This is a genomic window from Nesterenkonia xinjiangensis, from assembly GCF_013410745.1.
Taxonomy (GTDB): domain Bacteria; phylum Actinomycetota; class Actinomycetes; order Actinomycetales; family Micrococcaceae; genus Nesterenkonia; species Nesterenkonia xinjiangensis.
The window spans coordinates 2,966,633-2,986,712 of the sequence record NZ_JACCFY010000001.1 but is presented as its reverse complement, the minus strand read 5'-3'; the positions used below and the strand labels follow the sequence as shown (position 1 = coordinate 2,986,712).

The 20,080-nt window shown below is 70.2% G+C and carries 15 protein-coding genes; 2 read left to right on the top strand and 13 right to left on the bottom strand.

The features are described 5' to 3' along the window. Positions 1-10: 10 nt before the first annotated feature. The 13 genes from murC to dinB form a co-directional block, all read right to left on the bottom strand. The gene (murC, locus tag HNR09_RS13420; RefSeq protein WP_246348844.1) at positions 11-1,495 is read right to left on the bottom strand and encodes a UDP-N-acetylmuramate--L-alanine ligase; all 1,485 of its coding nucleotides are present in this window, start codon (positions 1,493-1,495) and stop codon (positions 11-13) included. Next, positions 1,492-2,601: an undecaprenyldiphospho-muramoylpentapeptide beta-N-acetylglucosaminyltransferase gene (murG, locus tag HNR09_RS13415; RefSeq protein ID WP_179542498.1), complete on the bottom strand. Its 1,110-nt coding sequence runs from the start codon at positions 2,599-2,601 to the stop codon at positions 1,492-1,494. Before murG ends, murC begins: the two co-directional genes overlap by 4 nt. Then, positions 2,598-4,175, bottom strand: a complete 1,578-nt coding sequence (gene ftsW, locus HNR09_RS13410; RefSeq protein ID WP_179542497.1) for a putative lipid II flippase FtsW — start codon at positions 4,173-4,175, stop codon at positions 2,598-2,600. Before ftsW ends, murG begins: the two co-directional genes overlap by 4 nt. 28 nt (positions 4,176-4,203) lie before the next feature. Continuing rightward, entirely contained in the window at positions 4,204-5,889 is a 1,686-nt protein-coding gene (gene murD / locus HNR09_RS13405) for a UDP-N-acetylmuramoyl-L-alanine--D-glutamate ligase (protein WP_378936934.1), read from the bottom strand. Further along, positions 5,871-6,977 (bottom strand): phospho-N-acetylmuramoyl-pentapeptide-transferase, encoded by a 1,107-nt coding sequence (mraY, locus tag HNR09_RS13400; protein WP_179542496.1) that lies wholly within the window; start codon positions 6,975-6,977, stop codon positions 5,871-5,873. The genes murD and mraY overlap by 19 nt, the downstream gene beginning before the upstream one ends. After that, positions 6,971-8,437: a UDP-N-acetylmuramoyl-tripeptide--D-alanyl-D-alanine ligase gene (locus HNR09_RS13395; protein ID WP_179542495.1), complete on the bottom strand. Its 1,467-nt coding sequence runs from the start codon at positions 8,435-8,437 to the stop codon at positions 6,971-6,973. Before HNR09_RS13395 ends, mraY begins: the two co-directional genes overlap by 7 nt. Before the next feature lie 60 nt (positions 8,438-8,497). Beyond that, the gene (locus HNR09_RS13390) at positions 8,498-10,231 is read right to left on the bottom strand and encodes a Mur ligase family protein (protein ID WP_179542494.1); all 1,734 of its coding nucleotides are present in this window, start codon (positions 10,229-10,231) and stop codon (positions 8,498-8,500) included. 174 nt (positions 10,232-10,405) lie between these two features. Continuing rightward, complete coding sequence (locus tag HNR09_RS13385; protein ID WP_246348841.1) at positions 10,406-12,214, bottom strand: peptidoglycan D,D-transpeptidase FtsI family protein; 1,809 nt, start codon at positions 12,212-12,214, stop codon at positions 10,406-10,408. An 85-nt stretch (positions 12,215-12,299) separates the two neighbouring features. After that, on the bottom strand, positions 12,300-12,965 hold the full coding sequence (gene ftsL / locus HNR09_RS13380) for a cell division protein FtsL (protein WP_179542493.1): 666 nt from the start codon (positions 12,963-12,965) through the stop codon (positions 12,300-12,302). Continuing rightward, complete coding sequence (rsmH, locus tag HNR09_RS13375; RefSeq protein ID WP_179542492.1) at positions 12,962-13,966, bottom strand: 16S rRNA (cytosine(1402)-N(4))-methyltransferase RsmH; 1,005 nt, start codon at positions 13,964-13,966, stop codon at positions 12,962-12,964. The genes ftsL and rsmH overlap by 4 nt, the downstream gene beginning before the upstream one ends. A 188-nt stretch (positions 13,967-14,154) precedes the next feature. Continuing rightward, positions 14,155-14,586 (bottom strand): division/cell wall cluster transcriptional repressor MraZ, encoded by a 432-nt coding sequence (mraZ, locus tag HNR09_RS13370; RefSeq protein WP_179543205.1) that lies wholly within the window; start codon positions 14,584-14,586, stop codon positions 14,155-14,157. Between the two features lie 539 nt (positions 14,587-15,125). Further along, complete coding sequence (locus HNR09_RS13365; protein ID WP_179542491.1) at positions 15,126-15,530, bottom strand: DUF3040 domain-containing protein; 405 nt, start codon at positions 15,528-15,530, stop codon at positions 15,126-15,128. A gap of 275 nt (positions 15,531-15,805) precedes the next feature. Next, entirely contained in the window at positions 15,806-17,062 is a 1,257-nt protein-coding gene (gene dinB, locus HNR09_RS13360) for a DNA polymerase IV (RefSeq protein ID WP_179542490.1), read from the bottom strand. A gap of 128 nt (positions 17,063-17,190) precedes the next feature. On the opposite strand from dinB, the gene HNR09_RS13355 reads away from it, so the two are divergent. Together HNR09_RS13355 and HNR09_RS13350 are read left to right on the top strand one after the other, a co-directional pair. After that, positions 17,191-18,294, top strand: a complete 1,104-nt coding sequence (locus tag HNR09_RS13355; protein ID WP_179542489.1) for a polyprenyl synthetase family protein — start codon at positions 17,191-17,193, stop codon at positions 18,292-18,294. 31 nt (positions 18,295-18,325) lie between these two features. Continuing rightward, entirely contained in the window at positions 18,326-20,074 is a 1,749-nt protein-coding gene (locus HNR09_RS13350) for a protein kinase domain-containing protein (RefSeq protein WP_343047551.1), read from the top strand. Positions 20,075-20,080 lie beyond the last annotated feature (6 nt).

Genomic DNA, 20,080 nt, shown 5'->3' with positions numbered 1-20,080 from the left:
CGGCGGGGACTCATCCTCGCAGCGCCTCCACCAGGTCAGGGCCCAGCGCGGTGACGTCACCGGCCCCGAGGGTGAGGATGATGTCCCCGGAACCTGCTGCTCCTGCGACGACTCGGACCGCCTCCCGACGATCCAGCCGTCCTCCTGCGGGGGCACCGGCACGGGCGAACAGGGGTTCGGCGATGAGCTCCGAGGTCACTCCGGCGATGGGCTCCTCCCGAGCCGGATAGATGTCGAGCACCGCCACCGTGTCCGCAGCTGCCAACGCCTGGGCGAATTCCTGGGCGAAGAGCTGCGTCCGGCTGAAGAGGTGCGGCTGGAAGACCACGTGGACCCGGCCCTGCTCCCCCACTGCGGAACGAGCGGCCGTCAGGACGGCGGCGACCTCCGTCGGGTGATGGGCGTAGTCGTCGTAGACCCGCACACCGCGGTGTTCGCCGCGGTGGTCGAAGCGCCGCGCGGCGCCCTGGAAGTGCTCCAGCGCCTGGGCACCCTCGTGGAGGTCCAGACCAGCGCGCAGGCCCACGGCCAGCGCTGCCAGCGCGTTCATGGCGTTGTGCAGACCCGGCACGGCGAGACTCACCTGCGCCTGCTCGGCATCGGGCCCCTGTCCGGTGCGCACGGTGAACCGTTGCCCGAGCGCGCCGACGGCCGCCTCGGCGTGGCCCTCCAGGCGCAGATCCGCTTCCGAGGACGTCCCGTAGGACGTCACCGTGACGCCCCGGGCCGTCAGGTCGGACGAGACCTGCTCGAGCAGTCGGCGGGCTCCGGAGTCATCACGGCAGATGATGAGCTCACCGCCGTCGAGGATGCGCTGGGTGAAGTCCACGAAGACCTGGTGGACGGCCTCGGCTGTGCCGTGATGGTCCAGGTGATCGGCCTCCACGTTCGTGATGATCGCGACCTCCGGGCGATAGTTCAGCAGCGACCCGTCGGACTCGTCAGCCTCGGCCACGAACCAGTCCCCCGCCCCAGAGGCCGCGTTGACGCCGAGTCCGGCCACCGTCGCGCCCACGGCGAAGCTCGGCTCCAGTCCGCTCTGCTCCAGCAGCACCGTGGTCATCGACGAGGTGGTGGTCTTGCCATGGGTGCCGGCCACCGCCACGGAGCGGCGTCCGACCATCACCGCGGCCAGCCCCTCGGAGCGGTGCAGCACGCGCAGGCCACGGCGCTGGGCCTCGTCGTACTCCGGGTTGCCCTCGGCTGCGACCGATGAGGCGATGATCGTGCTGATCCTCTCCCCGGTCTCCCGCTCGACGGACGCGATGTTCTCGGAACGGTAGCCCACGCGCACTGAGGCCCCTGCCGCGCGGAACTCATCGAGCACCGGCAGCTCCTTGCCGTCCGTGCCGGAGATCGGCACCCCGGCGGCCTGCAGCAGACGGGCCACGGCCGAGACGCCGACACCGGCCAGCCCCAGAAGATGGACCCGTCCCAGCTGTGCGGGGGTCAGCGGCTCCTGCATGGGCTCCTCAGAGACGGTTCCGTCGCTCATCGCTCTCCCTCCCCGCGTCCTGCGGCGTCCAGCGCGGCCCGGGCCATGCGTTCGTCGGCGTCGGTGATCCCTCGCTCGGCGGCGTGGCCCTCCATGGTGCGCAGCAGTCGCGGGTCGGCCAGCAGCGGGGCCACATTGCGCCTGATCCAGTCCTTGGTGAAGTGCTCGTCCTTGACCAGCAGAGCCCCTCCGGCGTCGACGAGCTCTCGGGCGTTGAGCTCCTGCTCACCGTTGCCGATGGGCAGCGGGACGAAGACCGCCGGCAAGCCCACCGCAGCGATCTCGCAGACGGTGGCCGCCCCGGACCGGGCGACGATGAGGTCCGCGGCCGCATAGGCCTGCTGCATCCCGTCGAGGTACTCGCGCTGATGATACCCCTCACGCGCCACGGGCACCCCGGACTCGTCACGCACGATCTTGTCCCGGCCGGTCAGGTGCAGCACCTGGGCCCCGGTGGCCAGCAGCTCGTCGAGCGAGTCGGCGACCGCTCGGTTGACCGAAGCCGCGCCCGAGGAGCCTCCGGTGACCACCAGCGTCACCTGGTCCGGATCCAGGGCCAGCTCACGGCGCGCCCTCTCGCGCGCTGCGGAGCGGTCGAGCTGGGAGATCTCCCGGGACATCGGCATGCCCACCCACCGGGCTCCCTTGAGCGGGGTGCCCTCGAAGGCCACACCGCTGAACGTCGCCAGCCGGGAGCCCAGGCGGTTCGCCAGACCGGGCCGGGCGTTGGCCTCGTGGATGACCACCGGCACTCCCAGACGCCGGGCCGCGAGATAGACAGGAGTGCACACGTATCCCCCGACACCGATGACCACATCGGCGTCCCGGGCGGTGAGGATCGCGGCGGCGTCGTCGACCGCCTTCCGGAATCGTCCGGGGAAGCGCACCAGGTCCCGCGAGGGCCGCCGGGGCATGGGGACCTTCTCGATGGTCTCCAACGCATATCCTGCCTCCGGCACCAGACGCGTCTCCAGCCCTGTTTCGGTGCCGATCATCGCCACCAGCGCCTGGGGCGCGAGCCGCTCCACGGCTCGGGCGACGGCGATCATCGGGCTGACGTGGCCGGCGGTGCCGCCGCCGGCGAGGACCACAGAGGGTGTGCTCATGGAGAGACGGCCTTCTTCCTGTTCTGGCCGGCAGGACGCCGACTCCGTTCTGGACTGGGTTCCGGGACCCGGGAGCGGGCCACGCGAGAGGAGGTGCGGCTCTCCCCTGTTCGAGTCTCTTCGGGTCCAGCATGGCCCCGATCGCGATCCTCGCGGCGTCGTCGGTGCGCGAAGTTCAGCACCACCCCGACCGCCAGCAGGGCACAGGTCAGCGCGGATCCGCCATAGGAGATGAACGGCAGAGGCACCCCGATGACCGGCAGCAGACCGGTGACCATCCCGATGTTGATGAACGCCTGGCCCACCAGCCAGGCGGCGATGCCCATGCACGCCAGCCGGGCGAAGCGGTCCGTGGTGTTGGTGGCGACCCGGAAGATCCCCAGGATCAGCGCGCCGAAGAGCAGCAGGACCACCAGGGTGCCCAACAGTCCCAGCTCTTCGCCGAGGATCGTGAGGATGAAGTCGTTCTCCACCTCAGGGATGTAGTGCCACTTCTGCCGGGACTGGCCCAGGCCCACGCCCCAGAAGCCGCCGGTGGCCAGCGCGTAGATGCCCTGCTGGGACTGGTGGCAAGGGTCCGAGGCGTGGTCACAGTTCATGCCCAGCCAGGCCTGGATGCGGAAGAGCCGGTTGGAACTCGTCCAGGCCAGGAGCAGGACGGCGACGACGGCGGAGACCGCGGTCACCGCGAAGTAGCGCCAGGAGACGCCGACGGTGAACAGCAGCGTGCCCACCATCAGCAGGATGATCAGGCTCGTGCCCAGGTCACCACCAAGCAGGACCAGCACCAGGATCGACAGGGCACCGGGCAGCACCAGCGGCATGACCCAGTGGACGAACTGCCGGACCAGTCGTCCCTTCCGGGTCAGCACCGCCGCGCCCCACAGGACCAACGCGAGTTTGGCCAGCTCCGAGGGCTGTCCCTGGACCGGGCCCAGGCGAAGCCAGTTCTTGGAGCCGTTGACCTCATGCCCCAGCGGGGTGAAGACGACCAGCGCCAGCAGCAGCCCGGAGAAGATCATCAGCACCCAGCCGAACAGGCCCAGGGCACGGTCGGGCAGCCGGGAGATCAGGAACATGCCGATCAGCCCGACTCCGGCCCACATCGCCTGGCGGATGAACAGGGTGAAGGAGCTTCCGGAGTTTCCGAAGGCGTCCACCGAGGAGGAGGAGAGCACCATGGTCAGTCCGATGGCGGTCAGTGCCAGGGTGGAGCCGAGCACGAGCCAGAAGTTGGTGTGGGCGCTGCCGCCCTCCGTGAAGCGCCAGAAGCGGCGGATCCTGCCGGACCAGCGGGAGGCACGCTCGACCTTCCATCCGCCGGGCTCCCCGGCGGGCGCCTGCGCCTCCGTCACGCCTCCTGCGTCGGGCCCGGCGGTCTCGACGACGTGGATGCGGCTGCGCAGCTCCTCCGGGGAGGGCTCCGCGGCCGGACGGGAGGCGCCTGCTGCGGCGTCCTCCGCATCCGCGGCCGTGGTCGGCCCGTGCTCGGCAGGGGCCGCCTCCGGACGCGAGTCGGGAGCCGATGATGCGGGCCGCCTGACGGAGGGGAGACGGGGTCGTCGGTCGTCCATGCCGTCCTCCTGATCCGTGGTGCTCTCCTCAGCGGTCCTCGGTCCGCTCCTGCTCAGCCTGTTCCGCGTGCGCCGGCCCCGGCCGGCCCAGCCGGGCCTCGCCGGCGTGGCGCCGGTCCATGAGCGCGGCGACCGCCTCGATGAAGGCCTCACCGCGCGCCCCGTAGGAGGCGAACTGGTCCATCGACGCTGCGGCGGGAGCCAGCAGGACGGTCTGGTCCGGCTCCGCCCGCTCAACGGCCGCCTCGACGGCGGCGCGCATCGCGTCGGCGCCGTCCTCTCCACGGAGCCGCCGCTCCAGCGCAGGGAGCGGGCCGCCGCCCCCATCATCCCCCACGCGTCCACCGACCACCGGCACGCCGGGCGCGTGTCGCTCCAGGCTGGATCTCAGCTGGGAAGAGTCCCTGCCCAGCAGGATGACCTGCCTGAGCCGCGGGGCCACCTCAACGACGAGCTCGTCGTAGACGACACCCTTGGGCAGCCCTCCGGCGATCCAGACGACGTCCTGGAAGCTCTTCAGCGAGGCCGCCGCGGCATGCGGGTTCGTGGCCTTGGTGTCGTTGACCCACAGCACGTCCTGGGACTTCGCCACCGGCTGGATCCGATGCTCCCCCGGTTCATAGGCACGGATGCCCTCGCGGACGGCCTCCGGGGAGACTCCGGCGGCGCGCGCCAGAGCGGCCGCGGCCAGCGCATTGGCCACCAGGTGCTGAGGCGCCATGGGACCGAAGTCGGCCAGCTGGCCGATCTCTAGGGCCTGGCGGTGTCGTTCCGCGAGGAAGGCGCGATCCACCAGGACGTCATCCACCACACCCAGCATGGAGGGGCCGGGCGTGGCCGTGGTGAATCCGATCGCCCGGCAGCCCTCCTGGACATCGGCCTCGGCCACCATCTGCTCGGTGGCGAGGTCCTCCGCGTTGTACACGCAGGCGACTCGGGTGTTCTCGAAGATCCGTGCCTTGTCCGCCCGGTACTGCTCGAACCCTCCGTGCCAGTCCACGTGGTCGGCGGCGATGTTCAGCACGGCAGAGGCCACCGGATCGAGCAGCTCGGTGTAATGCAGCTGGAAGCTCGAGAGCTCGACCGCCAGCGTCTCGAAGCCCTCGGGGTCACGGATGGCGTCCAGCACCGGCGTGCCGACATTGCCGCAGGCCACAGCACGGCGGCCGTCGGCCCGCAGCATCGATTCCAGCAGACCCACCGTGGTGGTCTTGCCGTTGGTGCCGGTGAGCACCAGCCACTCCGGCTGCCGGGCCCCGGGCCGTGCCCCGAGGCGCCAGGCCAGCTCCACCTCGGACCAGACCGGCACCTGCTGCCGCAGCGCTGCGGCGATGATCGGCGCATCGGGCCTCCAGCCCGGGGACGTGACGACCAGCTCGGCAGGCTCGCCCTCCACGGCGGGCAGCTCGGCGGTGTGTCCGGCGCCGAGCAGGACCTCGACCACGCCGACGAGCTCCAGGGTCTCGGCGTACCTCCGCTGGGCCTCGCCCGTCCCGCTGTCGACGACGACGACCCGGGCTCCGAGCTCGGCCAAGGTGTCCGCGGCCGCGAAGCCCGAGACGCCCAGCCCGGTCACCACCACGCGCAGACCCTCCCAGCCAGCGTCCCAGCCGAGGAGGTCGGGACGGACGACCGGGAGCCGACGATCCTGTGGCGCCCCCTGCTCCTGAGGTGCCGGGGGGTGGAGCGCCCCGCTCACTGCGTGAGCACCCACTCGCCGTAGAAGACGGCCATGCCCATGCCGACGGTCAGAGCGCCGATGATCCAGAAGCGGACCACCACGGTGACCTCGGCCCAGCCCTTGAGCTCGAAATGGTGCTGCAGCGGCGCCATCAGGAACACGCGACGCCCCCCGGAGATCTTGAAGAATCCGACCTGGATGATCACCGAAAGGGTGATGATGACGAAGAGTCCGCCGAGGATGACGAACAGCAGCTGGGTGTGGCTGAGGATCGCGAAGGCGGCCAGCGCACCGCCCAGCGCCAGAGATCCGGTGTCACCCATGAAGATCTTCGCAGGAGACGTGTTCCACCACAGGAATCCGATCAGCGCGCCGGTGACGATGCCTGCCAGCAGAGCCAGGTCCATGGGGTCTCGCACCTGGTAGCAGACCGCGTCGACTGCACGGACTCCGCCGCAGGACTGGTTCGACTGCCAGATCGACATGATCGTGTAGGCGGCGGTGACCATGGCCGTGGCGCCGGCGGCCAGGCCGTCGAGTCCGTCGGTGAGGTTCACTCCGTTGGTGGTCGCCGTGGCGATGACGTTGGCCCAGATCACGAACAGGATCGCCCCGAGGATCGGGCCCGCGAAGGCGAGGTCCAGAGCGGTCTCCCGGACGAAGGAGATCGCCGTGGAGCCGGGAGTGATCCCGCGGGGGTCAGGGAAGTTCAGCGCGAGCACCGCGAAGAGCACACCGACCACGGCCTGGCCGGTGATCTTCGCCCATGGGGTCAGACCCAGGGACTGCTTCCTGCTGATCTTCGCGAAGTCGTCGGCGAAGCCCACCAGGCCCATGCCGACCATGAGCAGCAGCAGGAGCATGCCCGAGGCGGTCGGTCCGGTGGTCTGCTCACGGGTCAGCACCAGGAACAGGTGCGTCACGAAATAGGCGACCACCACGGCCAGCACGATGACCGCGCCGCCCATGGTCGGTGTTCCCCGCTTGACGTGATGCGAGGTCGGACCGTCGTCCCGGATGAACTGGCCGTAGCTGCGCTTCACCAGCAGCCGGATGAACAGCGGGGTGCCGAGGAGGGTCAGGATCAGGCCCAGGACCGAGCCGATCACCACTGCTACCACGAGGCACCTGCCTTCCCGCCGTCGACGTCGTCGGAGCCCTTCGCGGCGATCCGATCTCCCAGCAGTCTAAGTCCTGCGCCGTTCGACGACTTGAACAACACGACATCGCCGCTGACCAGCTCCTGGTCGAGGTGAGCCTCAGCTTCCTCGGCGGTGGCGACCCAGTGCACCTCGGAACCCCAGCTGCCCTCGGCCACGGCACCTCGGTAGAGCGGATAGGCGGCGTCACCGACCACCAGCAGGCGGTCGATGTTGAGCCGGACGACGGTCTCGCCCAGCTGGGCGTGCCGGATGATCGACTCGTCACCGAGTTCGAGCATCGCTCCGAGCACCGCCACCGAGCGACGCCCGGAGGGCCGGGTGACCATCGCCAGGGTGCGCAGCGCCTCGCGCATGGACTCAGGATTGGCGTTGTAGGCATCGTTGATGACCGTGACCCCGTCGGGCCGCTCGGTGCGCTCCATGCGCCAGCGGCTCCCGGGGCCCAGGCCGTCGAGCCTCTCGACGATGCGCTCGCCCGCCACTCCGACGGCGCGTGCCGCGGCGACCGCGGCCAGAAGGTTGGTCACGTGGTGGGTGCCGGTCAGACCGCTGGTGAGCTCGTGCATCTCCTGACCGAGGAACAGGGTGAACCGGACGTGGCCGTCGTCGTCCAGACGGACCTCCTTGGCCGTGACCGCACCCTCGACTGCGTCCATGGAGTCCGCGGAGAACCAGGTCACCGGGGCGGAGGCGACGTCGGCCATGCGACGGACCTGCGGATCGTCGTCGTTGAGGACGACCACCCCCTGGGCGCCGACCTCCTCGACCAGCTCCTGCTTGACCTCGGCGATGCGGTCCGCGCCGCCGAACTTGCCGGCGTGGGCGGAGCCGACCATCAGGACCACGCCGACGTCGGGACGCACCATCTGCGCCAGGTAGCGGATGTTTCCGGGTGCGTCCGCGCCCATCTCGACCACGAGGTATCGGGTGTCCAACGACGCGGTGAAGACCGTCAGCGGGACGCCCACCTCACCGTTGTAGGAGCCCTTCGGCGCCACGGTGGGTCCCTCCTTCTCGAGCACGGCTCGGAGGAGGTCCTTGGTGGTGGTCTTGCCGGCCGAGCCGGTGATGCCGATGACGGTGGTCGGCGAGTGAGCCCTGATGCGGCTCACGACCTGCGCGGCGAGGCGTCCCATCGCCTCGACGACGTCGTCCACGATGACGGCCGGATGCGGCCTCCCCGCCGGATCGGCGGTCTCCCGCTCAGCGAGCACCAGGGAGGCTCCGGCCGCGAGCGCGGCGTCGATGAACAGGTGGCCGTCGGTGATCTCGCCGGGCTTCGCGATGAACAGGGAACCGGGTTCCATGGCGCGCGAATCCGTCTCCGCGGCGGAGACGATCACCGCCTGCGGGTCATCGAGGCCGGAGAGTCGGCCGGAGGTGATCTCGGCGATCTCAGCCGCGGAGAGCTCGATCATGCTGTCTCGGGTCCGATCTGTGGGGTCGTGGCGGGCAGTGCGGTGCGGCGGCGGGCGGCGTCACCCATGGTCGTCGGACTGCTGGGGTGGACTGTTCCGGACGCCGTCGGTCTGGAGGCTGCTCTGCCGCACGGTGGAGTCCATGATCTCCCATGGGGAGTGGCCGTGCCGGAGCAGCGCCTCGCTCAGCTCCACCCGGTCATCGATCGGGCGGTGCTCCCCGGCGAAGTCCTGGTGCACCTCGTGGCCACGCCCGGCCAGTATGACGGTGTCCTCGGGAGAGGCCGCGGCGACGGCGCGCTCGATCGCCTCGGCGCGCGGGGCGATCTCCTCCAGCTGCGTGGTGAGGCCGCCTGACTCCACGGCCTCTCGGGCACCGGCCATCACCTCGGCGCGGATCTGCGCCGGGTCCTCCCCGTGGGGATCATCGTCGCTGATGATCACATGATCGGCCATGCGGACTGCGATCGCCCCCATCGTGGGGCGCTTGCTGCGATCCCGCTCCCCCGCGGCGCCGATGACCAGGATGATCCGGCCCTCTCCCTTCGTCGCGGCGGCCGCGTCCAGGGTCCGGATCATCGCGTCGGGGTTGTGGGCGAAGTCCACGATCGCCGCCGGCGCCTCACACAGGACCTGCATGCGACCCGGCACGCTGATCGTGAAGGGGTCGCGCTCCTGGAGGGCCTCGGCCACCTCCTGTCGCCCATAGGGGGCATCAGGCGCCTCCAGGACCATGACGGCCGCAAGTGCCGCGTTGGAGACGTTAAACAGCCCGGGCAGGCCCGTACGGGTCCGGAGGCGCTCACCGCTGCGGGCGTGATGCAGCGTGAAGCGGTGCCCCATCCCGTCAGGCTCGACGTCGACGACCTGCCAGTCCACCTCCGCGGCCTGCCCAGCAGTCGCCAGAGTGACTACGCGACCGGTGGCCACCGAGGCCATCTGGTGGCCCCAGGGGTCGTCCACGGTGATCACCGAGGTCCGCGTGCGACGACGGGTGAAGAGCTCCGCCTTGGCCGCGAAGTACTCCTCCATCGTGCCGTGCAGATCCAGATGGTCCTGCGTGAGGTTGGTGAATCCGGCGACGTCGTAGTACAGGCCCGCGGTACGCCGATAGCTGATGGCATGTGAGGACACCTCCATGGCGGCCGCGGCGATGCCACGCTCCCGGAACAACGCCATGAGACTGTGCAGCTGGACCGCCTCCGGGGTGGTCAGCTGGGAGGGGATGGCGTCTTGGCCCGCGCTGATCTCGATGGTGCCGATCAGCCCGGTGTGCTGGCCTCGCGGACGGTGCAGCTCCTCGAGGAGCGAGCGCAGGAAGTAGGTGGTGGTGGTCTTGCCGTTGGTGCCGGTCACCCCGAACAGCGCCGGCTCGGAGGCCGCGGTGTTCCCGTAGATGACCGCGGCGGCCGGTCCGACGGCCTCGCGGACGCGCTGCACCTGCAGCACCGGGACTCGGTAGCCCACCTGATGCCGGACACGGTCCACCCCTGCGGCATCGGTGAGCACCGCCGCGGCGCCGGCGTCGACGGCCTGCCGGGAGTAGTCCGCGCCGTGCGCGCGAGCACCGCTGACCGCCACGAACAGGTCCCCGGGTCCGACGGCCTGGGGGTTCATGGCGGCTCCGCTCAGCCGCGTCTCGTGCTCGCGACGCCCCACAGGTGTCAGCAGCGGCTCATAGCCGGCCGCCTGCAGCTCCTCGGTGAGCACGCCCACAGTGGTGCCGTGCACCTTCCGGGGCCTGAACACGCTGTCCTGCTCCGCGATGGAGAGCGTGGCGTCTGGGGTGGGCATCGAGTCTCTCGTTCCGGTGGAGGGGGCAGATGGGCTGGACCGTTGAAAGTTCTATCACGACACCGCAGCTCCGGTGGGCAGCTCAGAATGCGACATCGGTGACACCGCCGGTGACCTGCGCGGAGCTGCCCTTCCGGCTGTCATCCGAGGGTCATCGGATGATCATCGCGGCGCTCACCATGGCCTGTCCTGATCGTCACCGACGAAGGCGTCGTAGGCCTCCGACTCCTCTCCGGAGGGCGGGACGTTCCTTGTGCTCAGCACGTAGGACATCACATCGGAGAACGTGTCGGCCACCGTCCAGTCCCGCCAGTTGCCCTGCGGGCGGTGCACGGTCACGGACACCAGATACTGCGGGTCGTCCAGCGGTGCGACGCCGATGAAGGACGTCGTATGCCCGTCGAAGCCTCCCCCCTCTCCGGCGGCCTGCCCCGTGCCGGTCTTGCCGCCCACGCGGTAGCCCGGGATCTGCGCGGCCCTCGCGGTTCCGTGATCCACCACGCCCTCCATGAGCTTGAGCATCTCCTCGGAGGTCTCTGAGGAGAAGACACGCTCGGAGCCGCCCTCCACGGGATGCTCGGTGCCGTCCGGGTCGATGTAGGAGTCGATGAGCGTGGGATCCACCCGGACGCCGTCGTTGACGAAGGTCTGGAACTGGCTGATGTTGTGCAGGACCGTGGTGGTGTAGCCCTGGCCGAACTGCGTGGTGAAGGGCTGCCGGGCGTCCCACTCCTCGGGAGGACGCAGCACGGAGTCCGCGGAGGAGGTCAGCCCGACGTCGAGCTCCTCTCCGATGCCGACCCGGCGCATCCAGTCGTAGCGGTCCTGCTCGGACACCTCGTTGCCGATCATCACCGTGCCGGTGTTGTAGGACCGGGCGAAGATCCCGGCGGCCGTCATGTCGAAGGTCTCATGGCGCATGGAGTCGTTGATGACCTGGCCGTCGAACTCCTGACGGTTCGGCACCGTGAATGCGTCGGTGGGCAGGACTGCACCCTCCTCCAGTGCCAGGGCGAAGGTGATGCCCTTGCCGGTGGAACCTGGCTCGAAGTCCTGGGTGAGCGCGATGGGCCTCCGGAACAGCTCATCGGTGGCGCCGGGGTCAGCCGGATCCACCGTCTCCGAGTCTGCCATCGCCAGGATCTCGCCGGTCCGGACGTCCATGATCGTGACGTTGCCCCAGACGGCGCTGTACTCATTGGCCTTCTGGGCGATCGCCTCCTGGGCGAACCACTGCAGGTCCTGGTCCACTGTCAGACGCACGTCCTGTCCGTCCTCGGCAGGGATCTCCTCGAAGGGAGCGGTGGGGATCCTGACGCCGTCGGCGGCGATCTCGAAGGTGCGTTCCCCGTCGGTGCCGGAGAGTGCAGAGTCCTGAGCGAGTTCGAGGCCCTCCAGCGGGGCGCCGTCGGACCCGACGAAGCCCAGGATGGAGCCCGCGACCGCCCCGGAGGGGTAGGTGCGCTGGGACACCGGCTCGGCGTAGAGGCCGGGGATGTCAAGGTCCTCGGCACGTCGACGCTCGTCGGGGGTGATGGAACGCGCGAGGACCGAATAGGCGCGGTCTCCGCTCATCCGCTCCTCCAGGTCATCCGGTTCGGCATCCAGGATCTCGGCGAGGTCCGCGATCGCCGTCTGCAGGGGCATGGTGGTCCACAGACCGGTGACCTCGTCGCGGACTCTGAAGTCATCGACGAGCCGTTGGTCGACCACCAGGTCGTAGCGCTGCACGCTGGTCGCCAGGGTGCGCCCCTCGGCGTCAAGGATGTCTCCACGCTCGGCGGGCAGCGGAATGCTGCGCAGACGCTCGGAGACGGCGGCCTGGGCGTGTCCTGAGGGGTCGAGCCCCTGCACGTGGAACAGCCGCACCCCGAGCACGAGCAGCAGCGCGATCAGTGCCGCGAGGCCGATGCGCATGCGCTGGGACATGACCTTCCCCTCACGCGTGCGGCGGTCGTCCACGCTCTGATTCGACGTCACCATCGCTGCTGGGATCCTCCGAGGTCTGAGGGGCGGTCGGCGGACGGGACCGGGCACCGACGGTGCGGAGCCCGACGGCCGAGCGCTGTCAGTTCAGGCCGGGGGCCGGGATGGTCCCGCCGTTGAGCCGCTGAGGACTGTCATCGGACCCGCCCTCTGTGGCCGGCGCCTCCGCGGCCTGCTGTCCATTGTGCCCCGGGGCGGGCAGGGTGAGGGTGTTCAACGCGCCGGTCCCGAGCATCCCGGAGGGGGCGCCGCCGGCCTGCTCCGCGACATCCAGCGAAGGCGCCATCTCGTCCCCGGGCTGCACCGGAGTCGAGACGAAGCGGGACGGGCGATCGGCCGAGTCCGCGGCCTCGGCCGATCCGCTGACCTCAGCGGTGGCGAGATCGAACGCACCCGCCTCGGACGGCATCACCATGCCTAGCGAGACGGCCGTGTCGGAGAGCACCTGGGGCGACTGCAGGTGCAGGACCTGCTGCTCGAGCGCCTGATTCTGCTGGGTGAGCAGCTGGTGCTGGTTGCTGAGCTCCACGACCCGATACTGGGCGTTCGACACGTGGATGTTGACCGCGAGCACCACGGCGAGCGCGGCGACCATCAGAGCGATGATGCCGGCGGTGAGACCACGATGGCGGCGGCGCACTTTCGGCAGCGCACGCAGGGCCGGCGCGGCCAGGCCGAGGGACTGCTGCGGCCTTGCAGCGGAGCGCGCCGGGGACAGGTCCTGTTCGGGAACAGCCTGTGTGCTCATCGTGTGCTCCTCACAACTTTGATCTTCTCAGCCGATCGCAGTTTCGCGGAGGCGGCTCGCGGGTTGACGGCCATCTCCTCCTGGTCTGGAATCTCGGCCCCGCGGGTGAGCGGTCGGAAGGTGGGCCGGTGCTCCTCGAGCTCCACTGGCAGCCCCTGGGGTGTTGAGGATCTGGTCCGAGAGGTGATCGACTGCTTGACGAGCCGGTCCTCCAGGGAGTGGTAGCTCAGCACCACGAGCCTGCCGCCCAGCGGCAGGGCGTCCATGGCACGCGGCACGGCCTCGGCCAGGACCTCGAGCTCGCGGTTCACCGCAATGCGCAGCGCCTGGAAGGTGCGCTTGGCGGGATGACCGCCGGTGCGCTTGGAGGCACCCGGGACGGCGGCATCGACGACGGCCGCAAGATCTGCGGTGGAGGTGAACGGCGTGCTGCCTCGCCGGGCCACGATGCGTGACGCGATCCGTCCGGCGAAGCGCTCTTCGCCGTACTCCTTGAGGATGCGGCGAAGATCGGCCTCGGTGATCCGGGCGAGGAGCTCGGCGGCCGTCTCGTCCTCAGAGTCCGCCGCGGCGTCCATCCGCATGTCCAGCGGAGCATCGTAGGAATAGGCGAAGCCGCGTTCGGCCTCGTCGAGCTGAAGGGAGGAGACGCCCAGATCGAAGAGGATCCCTGCCAACGCCTCACCGTCGACCAGCTCCTCCGCTGCGACCTCGTCCGCCCGGTCGTAGACGGTGCGGACCCCGCGGAACCTCTCTCCGTAGGCGGACAGCCGTCGGCCGGCCAGCTCCAGGGCCTGGGTGTCTCGGTCGAGGCCGATGACCCGGACATCGTCGCAGGAGGACAGGAGCGCCTCAGCATGGCCTCCCATGCCCAGGGTGGCGTCGATGACCACCGGCGCATGTCCGGCCCGGCGAAGGACGTCCGCGCGGCCGAGAAGCAGCTCGACGCATCGATCGCGCATCACGGGGACGTGCCGGTCTCCAGGACTCCGCTCTGCCATGTTCGCCTCCCGATGCCGGAGAGGATCCTTGACCAGGTTCCCCCTCCGCGCCGATGCCGCCTGACACCGGGGAAGGGATGTCAGGATGCGCTCGGAGCGGCTGGAGAACTCGCCCAAGGACCCTCTCGCCTGTTCGTGGTTCCGTGCGGCGTGCCGCACGCTGTGGCATCCCGGAGGATGCCGTGCACCTAGAAGATTCCCGGAATGGCCTCCTCGTCCGTCGACGAGAACTCCGACTCCTTCTCCTCCAGGTAGGCGTTCCATGCCGCGCTGTCCCAGATCTCAGCCCGGTCCCCCGCGCCGATCACCGTGACATCGCGATCGAGCCCCGCGTACTCCCGCAGAGCCGACGGAATCGTGATGCGACCCTGCTTGTCCGGCGTCTCGTCCGAGGCGCCGGACAGGAACACGCGGATGTAGTCACGTGCCTGTCGAGAGGTCAGCGGGGCCTGGCGCATCTGCTGATGCACGTTCTGGAACTCCTCCGTGCTGAACACGTAGATGCACCGTTCCTGCCCGCGTGTGAGGACCAGGCCTTCAGCCAGATCGTCACGGTACTTCGCGGGGAGGATCAGACGACCCTTCTCGTCCATGCGCGGGGTGTAGGTGCCGAGGAACACAGCTCCCACCGCCTCACATGTTCGCGCTGAATCGCCCTCCAGGAACCCTCTTCCCTCTCACGCCCTCCACTTTACCCCACTTCCCCCCACTTTCAACCCACATGCCCCATGCCACCCCGGGGAGATCCGTCTGACTCCACCGTCGCATCGCGCTGACATGGAGTTTCATGGAACAGCAGGAGGTGGTGGGAGGTGGGGCGCCGCGGCGAGGTCGGGCCGTTCGGGGGGCCCTCACGGCGTCGCCGGAGGGCAGCGGTGGACCGCCTGTGGTGGGAAGTGGGGACCCTCGTGGTGGGAAGTGGAGACTCGCGTGGTGGGAAGTGGAGGACACCGGTCACCATCAGTGGGGGCGGGCCCGCGGGCCCGCCCCCACTCATCCGACGCCGACGCCCGGCGATCGCCGGACACAGCGAAGCCCTCCGGGAGGATCTCCCAGGAGGGCTTCGAGAATCTTTCAGGCCACAAGGGCCACCAGAGCGAGGGGCGCCGCGCCACCCAGCGGGTCGCGCGAGATCAGGGCGTGGGCCGGACCAGGACGATCAGTCCTGGCGGCGGCGCTCCTCCCAACGCTGCTCGAGTCCGCTCATGAATGAGCCCGAGGGGCTGGGTGTCGTGCCACGGGGACCTCCCCCGCCTCCGCCGCCGCCGTTCCCTCCGGAACCTCCCCGGGACGATCCCGCCCCGGTGCCTCCGGTGGTCGCGAAATAGACACCGGCACCCATGACGAGGAAGCCGACGACCCCGACGGGGATCCACTGGCTGTAGATGCTGAAGAGCAGGACGACGAGACCGAGGACGGCGATCAGGAGCCCGAGCACCAGATTCCGGATGTTGACCTTCCCGGTGGGCGCCTCCTGCATCGACGTCGCGAAACCGGGGTCCTCGGACTGGAGCTGCTCCTCCAGTTCCTTCAGCATGCGCTGTTCTCGCTCCGAGAGTGGCATCGTGACGCTCCTTGCAGTCGCCGGCGGTCGCTGTCCCTGGGCGTCCTTCTTCGCACAGGGTCCAAGCAGGTTCGCCTGGAATATCATTCTACCGTCTCGGCGGGCCCGAGACCTAGCTGTGATCCGTCCTGTGACAGTGCTGTGACCGAGTGTTCAGCTGACGTCCAGGTTCAACTTCCGCGCACGTCGGAGCTGGATGCCACCGGTCACGAACCCCTGCGACATCGTGACGCCGCCGGGTCACCCGCTCTCCCTGGACCCCGCAGGGGACGAGCTCAGCCGACGTCGTCCGGAGCGCTGCTCCGATCGTCGGCAGCATCGGTGTCCTCCCGCCCCCCGCTCTCCGACCGCAGGAGCGACGCCGGACCCACCGCGGCGCTGGGGAAGCGACGTGCGACGGCGTCGAGCACGTTCTCGGCATCGATCCAGTTGGTCTCAGCCCGGTCGAAGCTGAGCTGCAGCGCTCCGCCGTCGTGATGGAGCCGCTCGGCGCGGATTCCGATCAGCCGCACCGGCTGAGCCCGCGGACCGAGCCGATCCAGAAGCACCGCCGCCCGGGAACGGATGGTCAGGGCAGACTGGGTGGGGTGGGTCAACGTCGCACTGCGGGTGAGCGTCTCGAAGTCCCGGTAGCGCAGCTTCAGGCTGATGCCCTGGGCCGACATCCCCGCGGCGCGCAGCCGGGCCGCGATCCGATGGCTCAGGCGCAGGATCTCCTCGTGGAGCTCCGCGGTGGAGGAGACGTCCTGAGCGAAGGTCTCCTCCGCCCCGATGCTCTTCTCCTCCCGGTGGGGCTGCACCGTCCGCTCGTCATCTCCCCAGGCCAGCCGACGCAGGTGTGAGCCGGTGACGCCGAAACGTCGACGCAGCAGATCCTCCGGGGTCTCTGCCAGCTGACGCACGGTGCTGATTCCGAGCTGCTCCAGCGCGGCAGCGGTGGTACCGCCCACGCCCCAGAGCGCCCGGACCGGCAGGCTGTGCAGAAAATCGAGCCGCTGCGACGGCGGCACCACGAGCAGTCCGTCAGGCTTGGCCCGGGTCGACGCGATCTTCGCGATGAACTTGCGATCGGCGATGCCCACGGTGCAGGGCAGCCCGAACTGTTCCCGGACCTCGCGGCGGATGGTCCGGCCGATCTCCTCCGGCGTCCCCAGCCGTCGCCGGGCTCCGGTCAGGTCCAGGAACGCCTCATCGACGCTGAGCTGCTCGACGGCATCGGTCACCGTGCCGAAGTACTCCATGATCCGCAGCGAGAACTCCCGGTACCGCAACGGATGCGGGGGCAGGATCAGGGCGCGCGGGCTCAGCTGCCGGGCGCGTCCCAGCGGCATCGCCGAGCGCACACCGTCGGCCCTCGCCTCATAGGACGCCGAGAGCACCACTGAGCGCCCCGAGTCCTGGGCCACGATGAGCTTGCGTCCGCGCAGCTCCGGCCGCTCCAGAAGCTCGACCTCGACGAAGTAGGCGTCCATGTCCACATGCGCCAGGATCCGCGGCCGCCGGTCCTGCCGCGAGGGAGTTCCTTCGTGCATGCTCCCAGGGTACTCAGCTGCTCTGACCCGGAACCCGACAGCGACTCGACGGGATAGGCTGGCAACCGCCGTCCCGGCGCCTCGGTGCCCAGCGGTCACTACGTCCCGACCCCAGGAGGCCACCCCGGATGCGGACCCCGGACTTCATCGCCCACGTCACGACCTGCTGCACCCACCACGTGGACGAGCGGCGACTCGAGGTCGCCGAGATCTCCCCGGACGCCGCACCCCTGGTCGAGACGCTGGCGGCGCTGACCCGCGGAGGCAAGCGGCTGCGTCCGGTGCTCGCCTGGATCGGCTGGAGGGCGGCCGGGGGCGAGGCGGGCTCGCACCCGGCATTGGACCGTCTCACCGTCTCCCTCGAGCTCTTCCAGGCAGCGGCGCTGGTCCACGACGACGTCATCGACCGCTCGGCGACTCGCCGCGGCCAGCCGAGCACCCACCGGCGCTTCGAGACGCTCCACGGCCAGCAGGCGTTCACCGGAGATCCGGTGCACTTCGGAACCTCCGGGGCGATCCTGGCGGGCGACCTGGCGCTCTCCTGGGCAGGCGAGGCTTTCGCCGGGGCGGAGGCGGCCGCCCGGGACCGGCACGGCGCCGAGGAGGCGCTGGCCGCCGCGCGCCGCAGCTTCCAGCAGATGCACACCCAGGTGATCACCGGGCAGTATCTCGACGTCCACGCCGAGGTGGCCCCCGCTGCCGAGGACGAAGGCCAGGCCGTCGTCCGTGCCCGCCAGGTGCTGCGCTACAAAGCAGCCCGATACTCCACTGAGCACCCCGTGGTCCTGGGCGCCGCGCTGGCCGGCGCGCAGGAACCCCTGCGCCGGCTCCTGGCCGCGGCCGCCCTGCCCGTGGGCGAGGCCTTCCAGCTCCGGGACGATCTGCTCGGCGTCTTCGGCGACCCCGAGACCACCGGCAAACCGGTGGGTGACGACCTGCGCGAGGGCAAGCGGACCGAGCTGGTCGCCTACGGACTCTTCCGCTCCCCCGCACCCGCGGCGCGCGAACTGGAGGCGATGCTCGGTGACCCTGAGCTCTCTGCCGCATCCGTGGAGCGCGCGCGGGAGATCCTCACCGACGCCGGCGCCGTCGCGGAGGTCGAGCGCAGCATCGAGTCGCTCCTGGAGCGCAGCCACGAGGAGGTGCGCCGACTGCGCGAGGCGGGCGTGGCCGAAGACGTCCTGACGGACCTGCAGGATGTCAGCGACCGTCTGGTGCGGCGCAGCAGGTGAGCAGCCCCGAGTCTTCGCTAGGCTGGACCAGGTGAGCACCGAACAGTCAGATCCGTGGATCGGCACCACCGTCGACGGACGCTACGAGATCGAAGACCGGGTGGCCCGCGGCGGCATGTCGACGGTCTACCTGGCCCGTGACGCGCGTCTGGGCCGCCACGTGGCGCTCAAGGTGCTGTTCCCCCATCTGGCCGAGGATCGCAAGGTCGTCGAGCGCTTCGAGCAGGAGGCCCGCAACGCCGCCCTGATCTCTCATCCCCACGTCGTCCAGGTCCTGGACCAGGGGCAGACCCGTGAGACGGCTTACCTCGTCATGGAGCACGTGCCCGGGGCGACGCTGCGCACCCTGCTCAAGCGCGGCCCGATGACCCCTCGCCTGGCGCTGACCTACACCGAAGCCATCCTCCACGGGCTCGGCGCCGCCCACAGAGCCGGTCTCGTCCACCGCGACATCAAGCCGGAGAACGTGCTGGTCTCTCGGGATGGGCGCATCAAGCTCGCCGACTTCGGCCTCGCCCGGGCCGCCACGCACCACTCCGGCACCAGCACGCTGATGGGGACGGTCGCCTACATCTCACCTGAGCTGCTCTCCGGTGAAGGTGCCGACGAGCGCGCCGACATCTATGCCGTCGGGATCCTGCTCTACGAGATGCTCACCGGGGTGCAGCCCTACACCGGGGACTCCCCGGTCCGTGTGGCCTTCCAGCACGTGAACTCCACGGTGCCGGCACCCTCTGCCGCAGTTCCCGGGCTCTCCCCGGCGCTGGACGAGGTCGTCCGGGCGGCCACGCGTCCCGCGGTCGAGGAGCGTCCCAAGCACGCCGACGAGCTCCTCGCCCTGGTACGCCGGTGCCGTGCGGAACTCCGCGAGGAGGACCTCGACCACATTCCTCCCCAGGAGCACCCCGCGGGAGAAGAGACGCACGACGGCGGAACGCCCGACGGGACGGCTGTGCTTCCGGGCGCCGAGGCCGGAGCAGCCCCGGCCGAGCAGCGGCACGCAGCTGCGGCCGCGGGCCAGGCCTCCGCCGAGGGTGGTTTGGAGAGCGCCGATGAGGGCGCCACCGCCGCGTGGGGGCCCCAGGAGGAGTTCCCCACTCGGGTGGAGGCCGATGCGTGGGACGACGACGTCGCCGCCGCCCTGCTGCACGCCCGTGCCGGAAGCACGCTGGAGGAGGATGAACGGCAGACCGTCGCGGAGGTCCCCACCGAGGCCTTCCGCTCACCGGACCCCGGGCAGCAGCACGCCCCATGGCAGGGCCCCGTGGTCTCTCATGAGCCCGATGGTGCCGTCGGGGCGCCCGAGGGGGACGACGCCACCACGGTGCTCGCTGCTGCGCCCGGTCCGGAACGGCCCTCCGGCACAGAGACGGCCCCGGCCGGCCCGACCGACGCCCTGCACCGGCCCGCCGGCTCCGCGGCACTGAGCGCTGAGGAGACCTCGGAGTTCTCCGCCGTCGGGCCCCTGCGTCCGTTGCGCCGTGGCGAGCAGGAATCCCGGGACGAACCGGCCTCGGGGCGCGGGCCCGCCGCCTGGGTGCGCCGCCGCGGTGAGCAGCCCGGCGACGAGCGACGCCGTCGTCAGCGCCCCACTGTGGAGCTGTCCCGACCGACCCCCACGCGCACGTGGCTGACCATCGCCGTCGTGATGATCTGCACCGCCCTGCTGGTGCTCTTCGCCTGGTACCTGGGGCTGAGCCCAGAGATCATCCCCAGCCTCGGACACAGCGACGCCTCGGAACTCCCCACCATGGTGGCCGGGGCGCTCCGAGGCGACTGAGGCTGC

Excerpts from the sequence above, each read along its gene's own strand:
- dinB (WP_179542490.1), bottom strand. The coding sequence starts at position 17,062 with ATGCACGAAGGAACTCCCTCGCGGCAGGACCGGCGGCCGCGGATCCTG.
- murG (WP_179542498.1), bottom strand. The coding sequence starts at position 2,601 with ATGAGCACACCCTCTGTGGTCCTCGCCGGCGGCGGCACCGCCGGCCAC.
- ftsW (WP_179542497.1), bottom strand. The coding sequence starts at position 4,175 with ATGGACGACCGACGACCCCGTCTCCCCTCCGTCAGGCGGCCCGCATCA.
- HNR09_RS13365 (WP_179542491.1), bottom strand. The coding sequence starts at position 15,530 with ATGCCACTCTCGGAGCGAGAACAGCGCATGCTGAAGGAACTGGAGGAG.
- murC (WP_246348844.1), bottom strand. The coding sequence starts at position 1,495 with ATGAGCGACGGAACCGTCTCTGAGGAGCCCATGCAGGAGCCGCTGACC.
- rsmH (WP_179542492.1), bottom strand. The coding sequence starts at position 13,966 with ATGGCAGAGCGGAGTCCTGGAGACCGGCACGTCCCCGTGATGCGCGAT.
- HNR09_RS13390 (WP_179542494.1), bottom strand. The coding sequence starts at position 10,231 with ATGCCCACCCCAGACGCCACGCTCTCCATCGCGGAGCAGGACAGCGTG.
- HNR09_RS13355 (WP_179542489.1), top strand. The coding sequence starts at position 17,191 with ATGCGGACCCCGGACTTCATCGCCCACGTCACGACCTGCTGCACCCAC.
- HNR09_RS13385 (WP_246348841.1), bottom strand. The coding sequence starts at position 12,214 with ATGGTGACGTCGAATCAGAGCGTGGACGACCGCCGCACGCGTGAGGGG.
- ftsL (WP_179542493.1), bottom strand. The coding sequence starts at position 12,965 with ATGAGCACACAGGCTGTTCCCGAACAGGACCTGTCCCCGGCGCGCTCC.
- HNR09_RS13395 (WP_179542495.1), bottom strand. The coding sequence starts at position 8,437 with ATGATCGAGCTCTCCGCGGCTGAGATCGCCGAGATCACCTCCGGCCGA.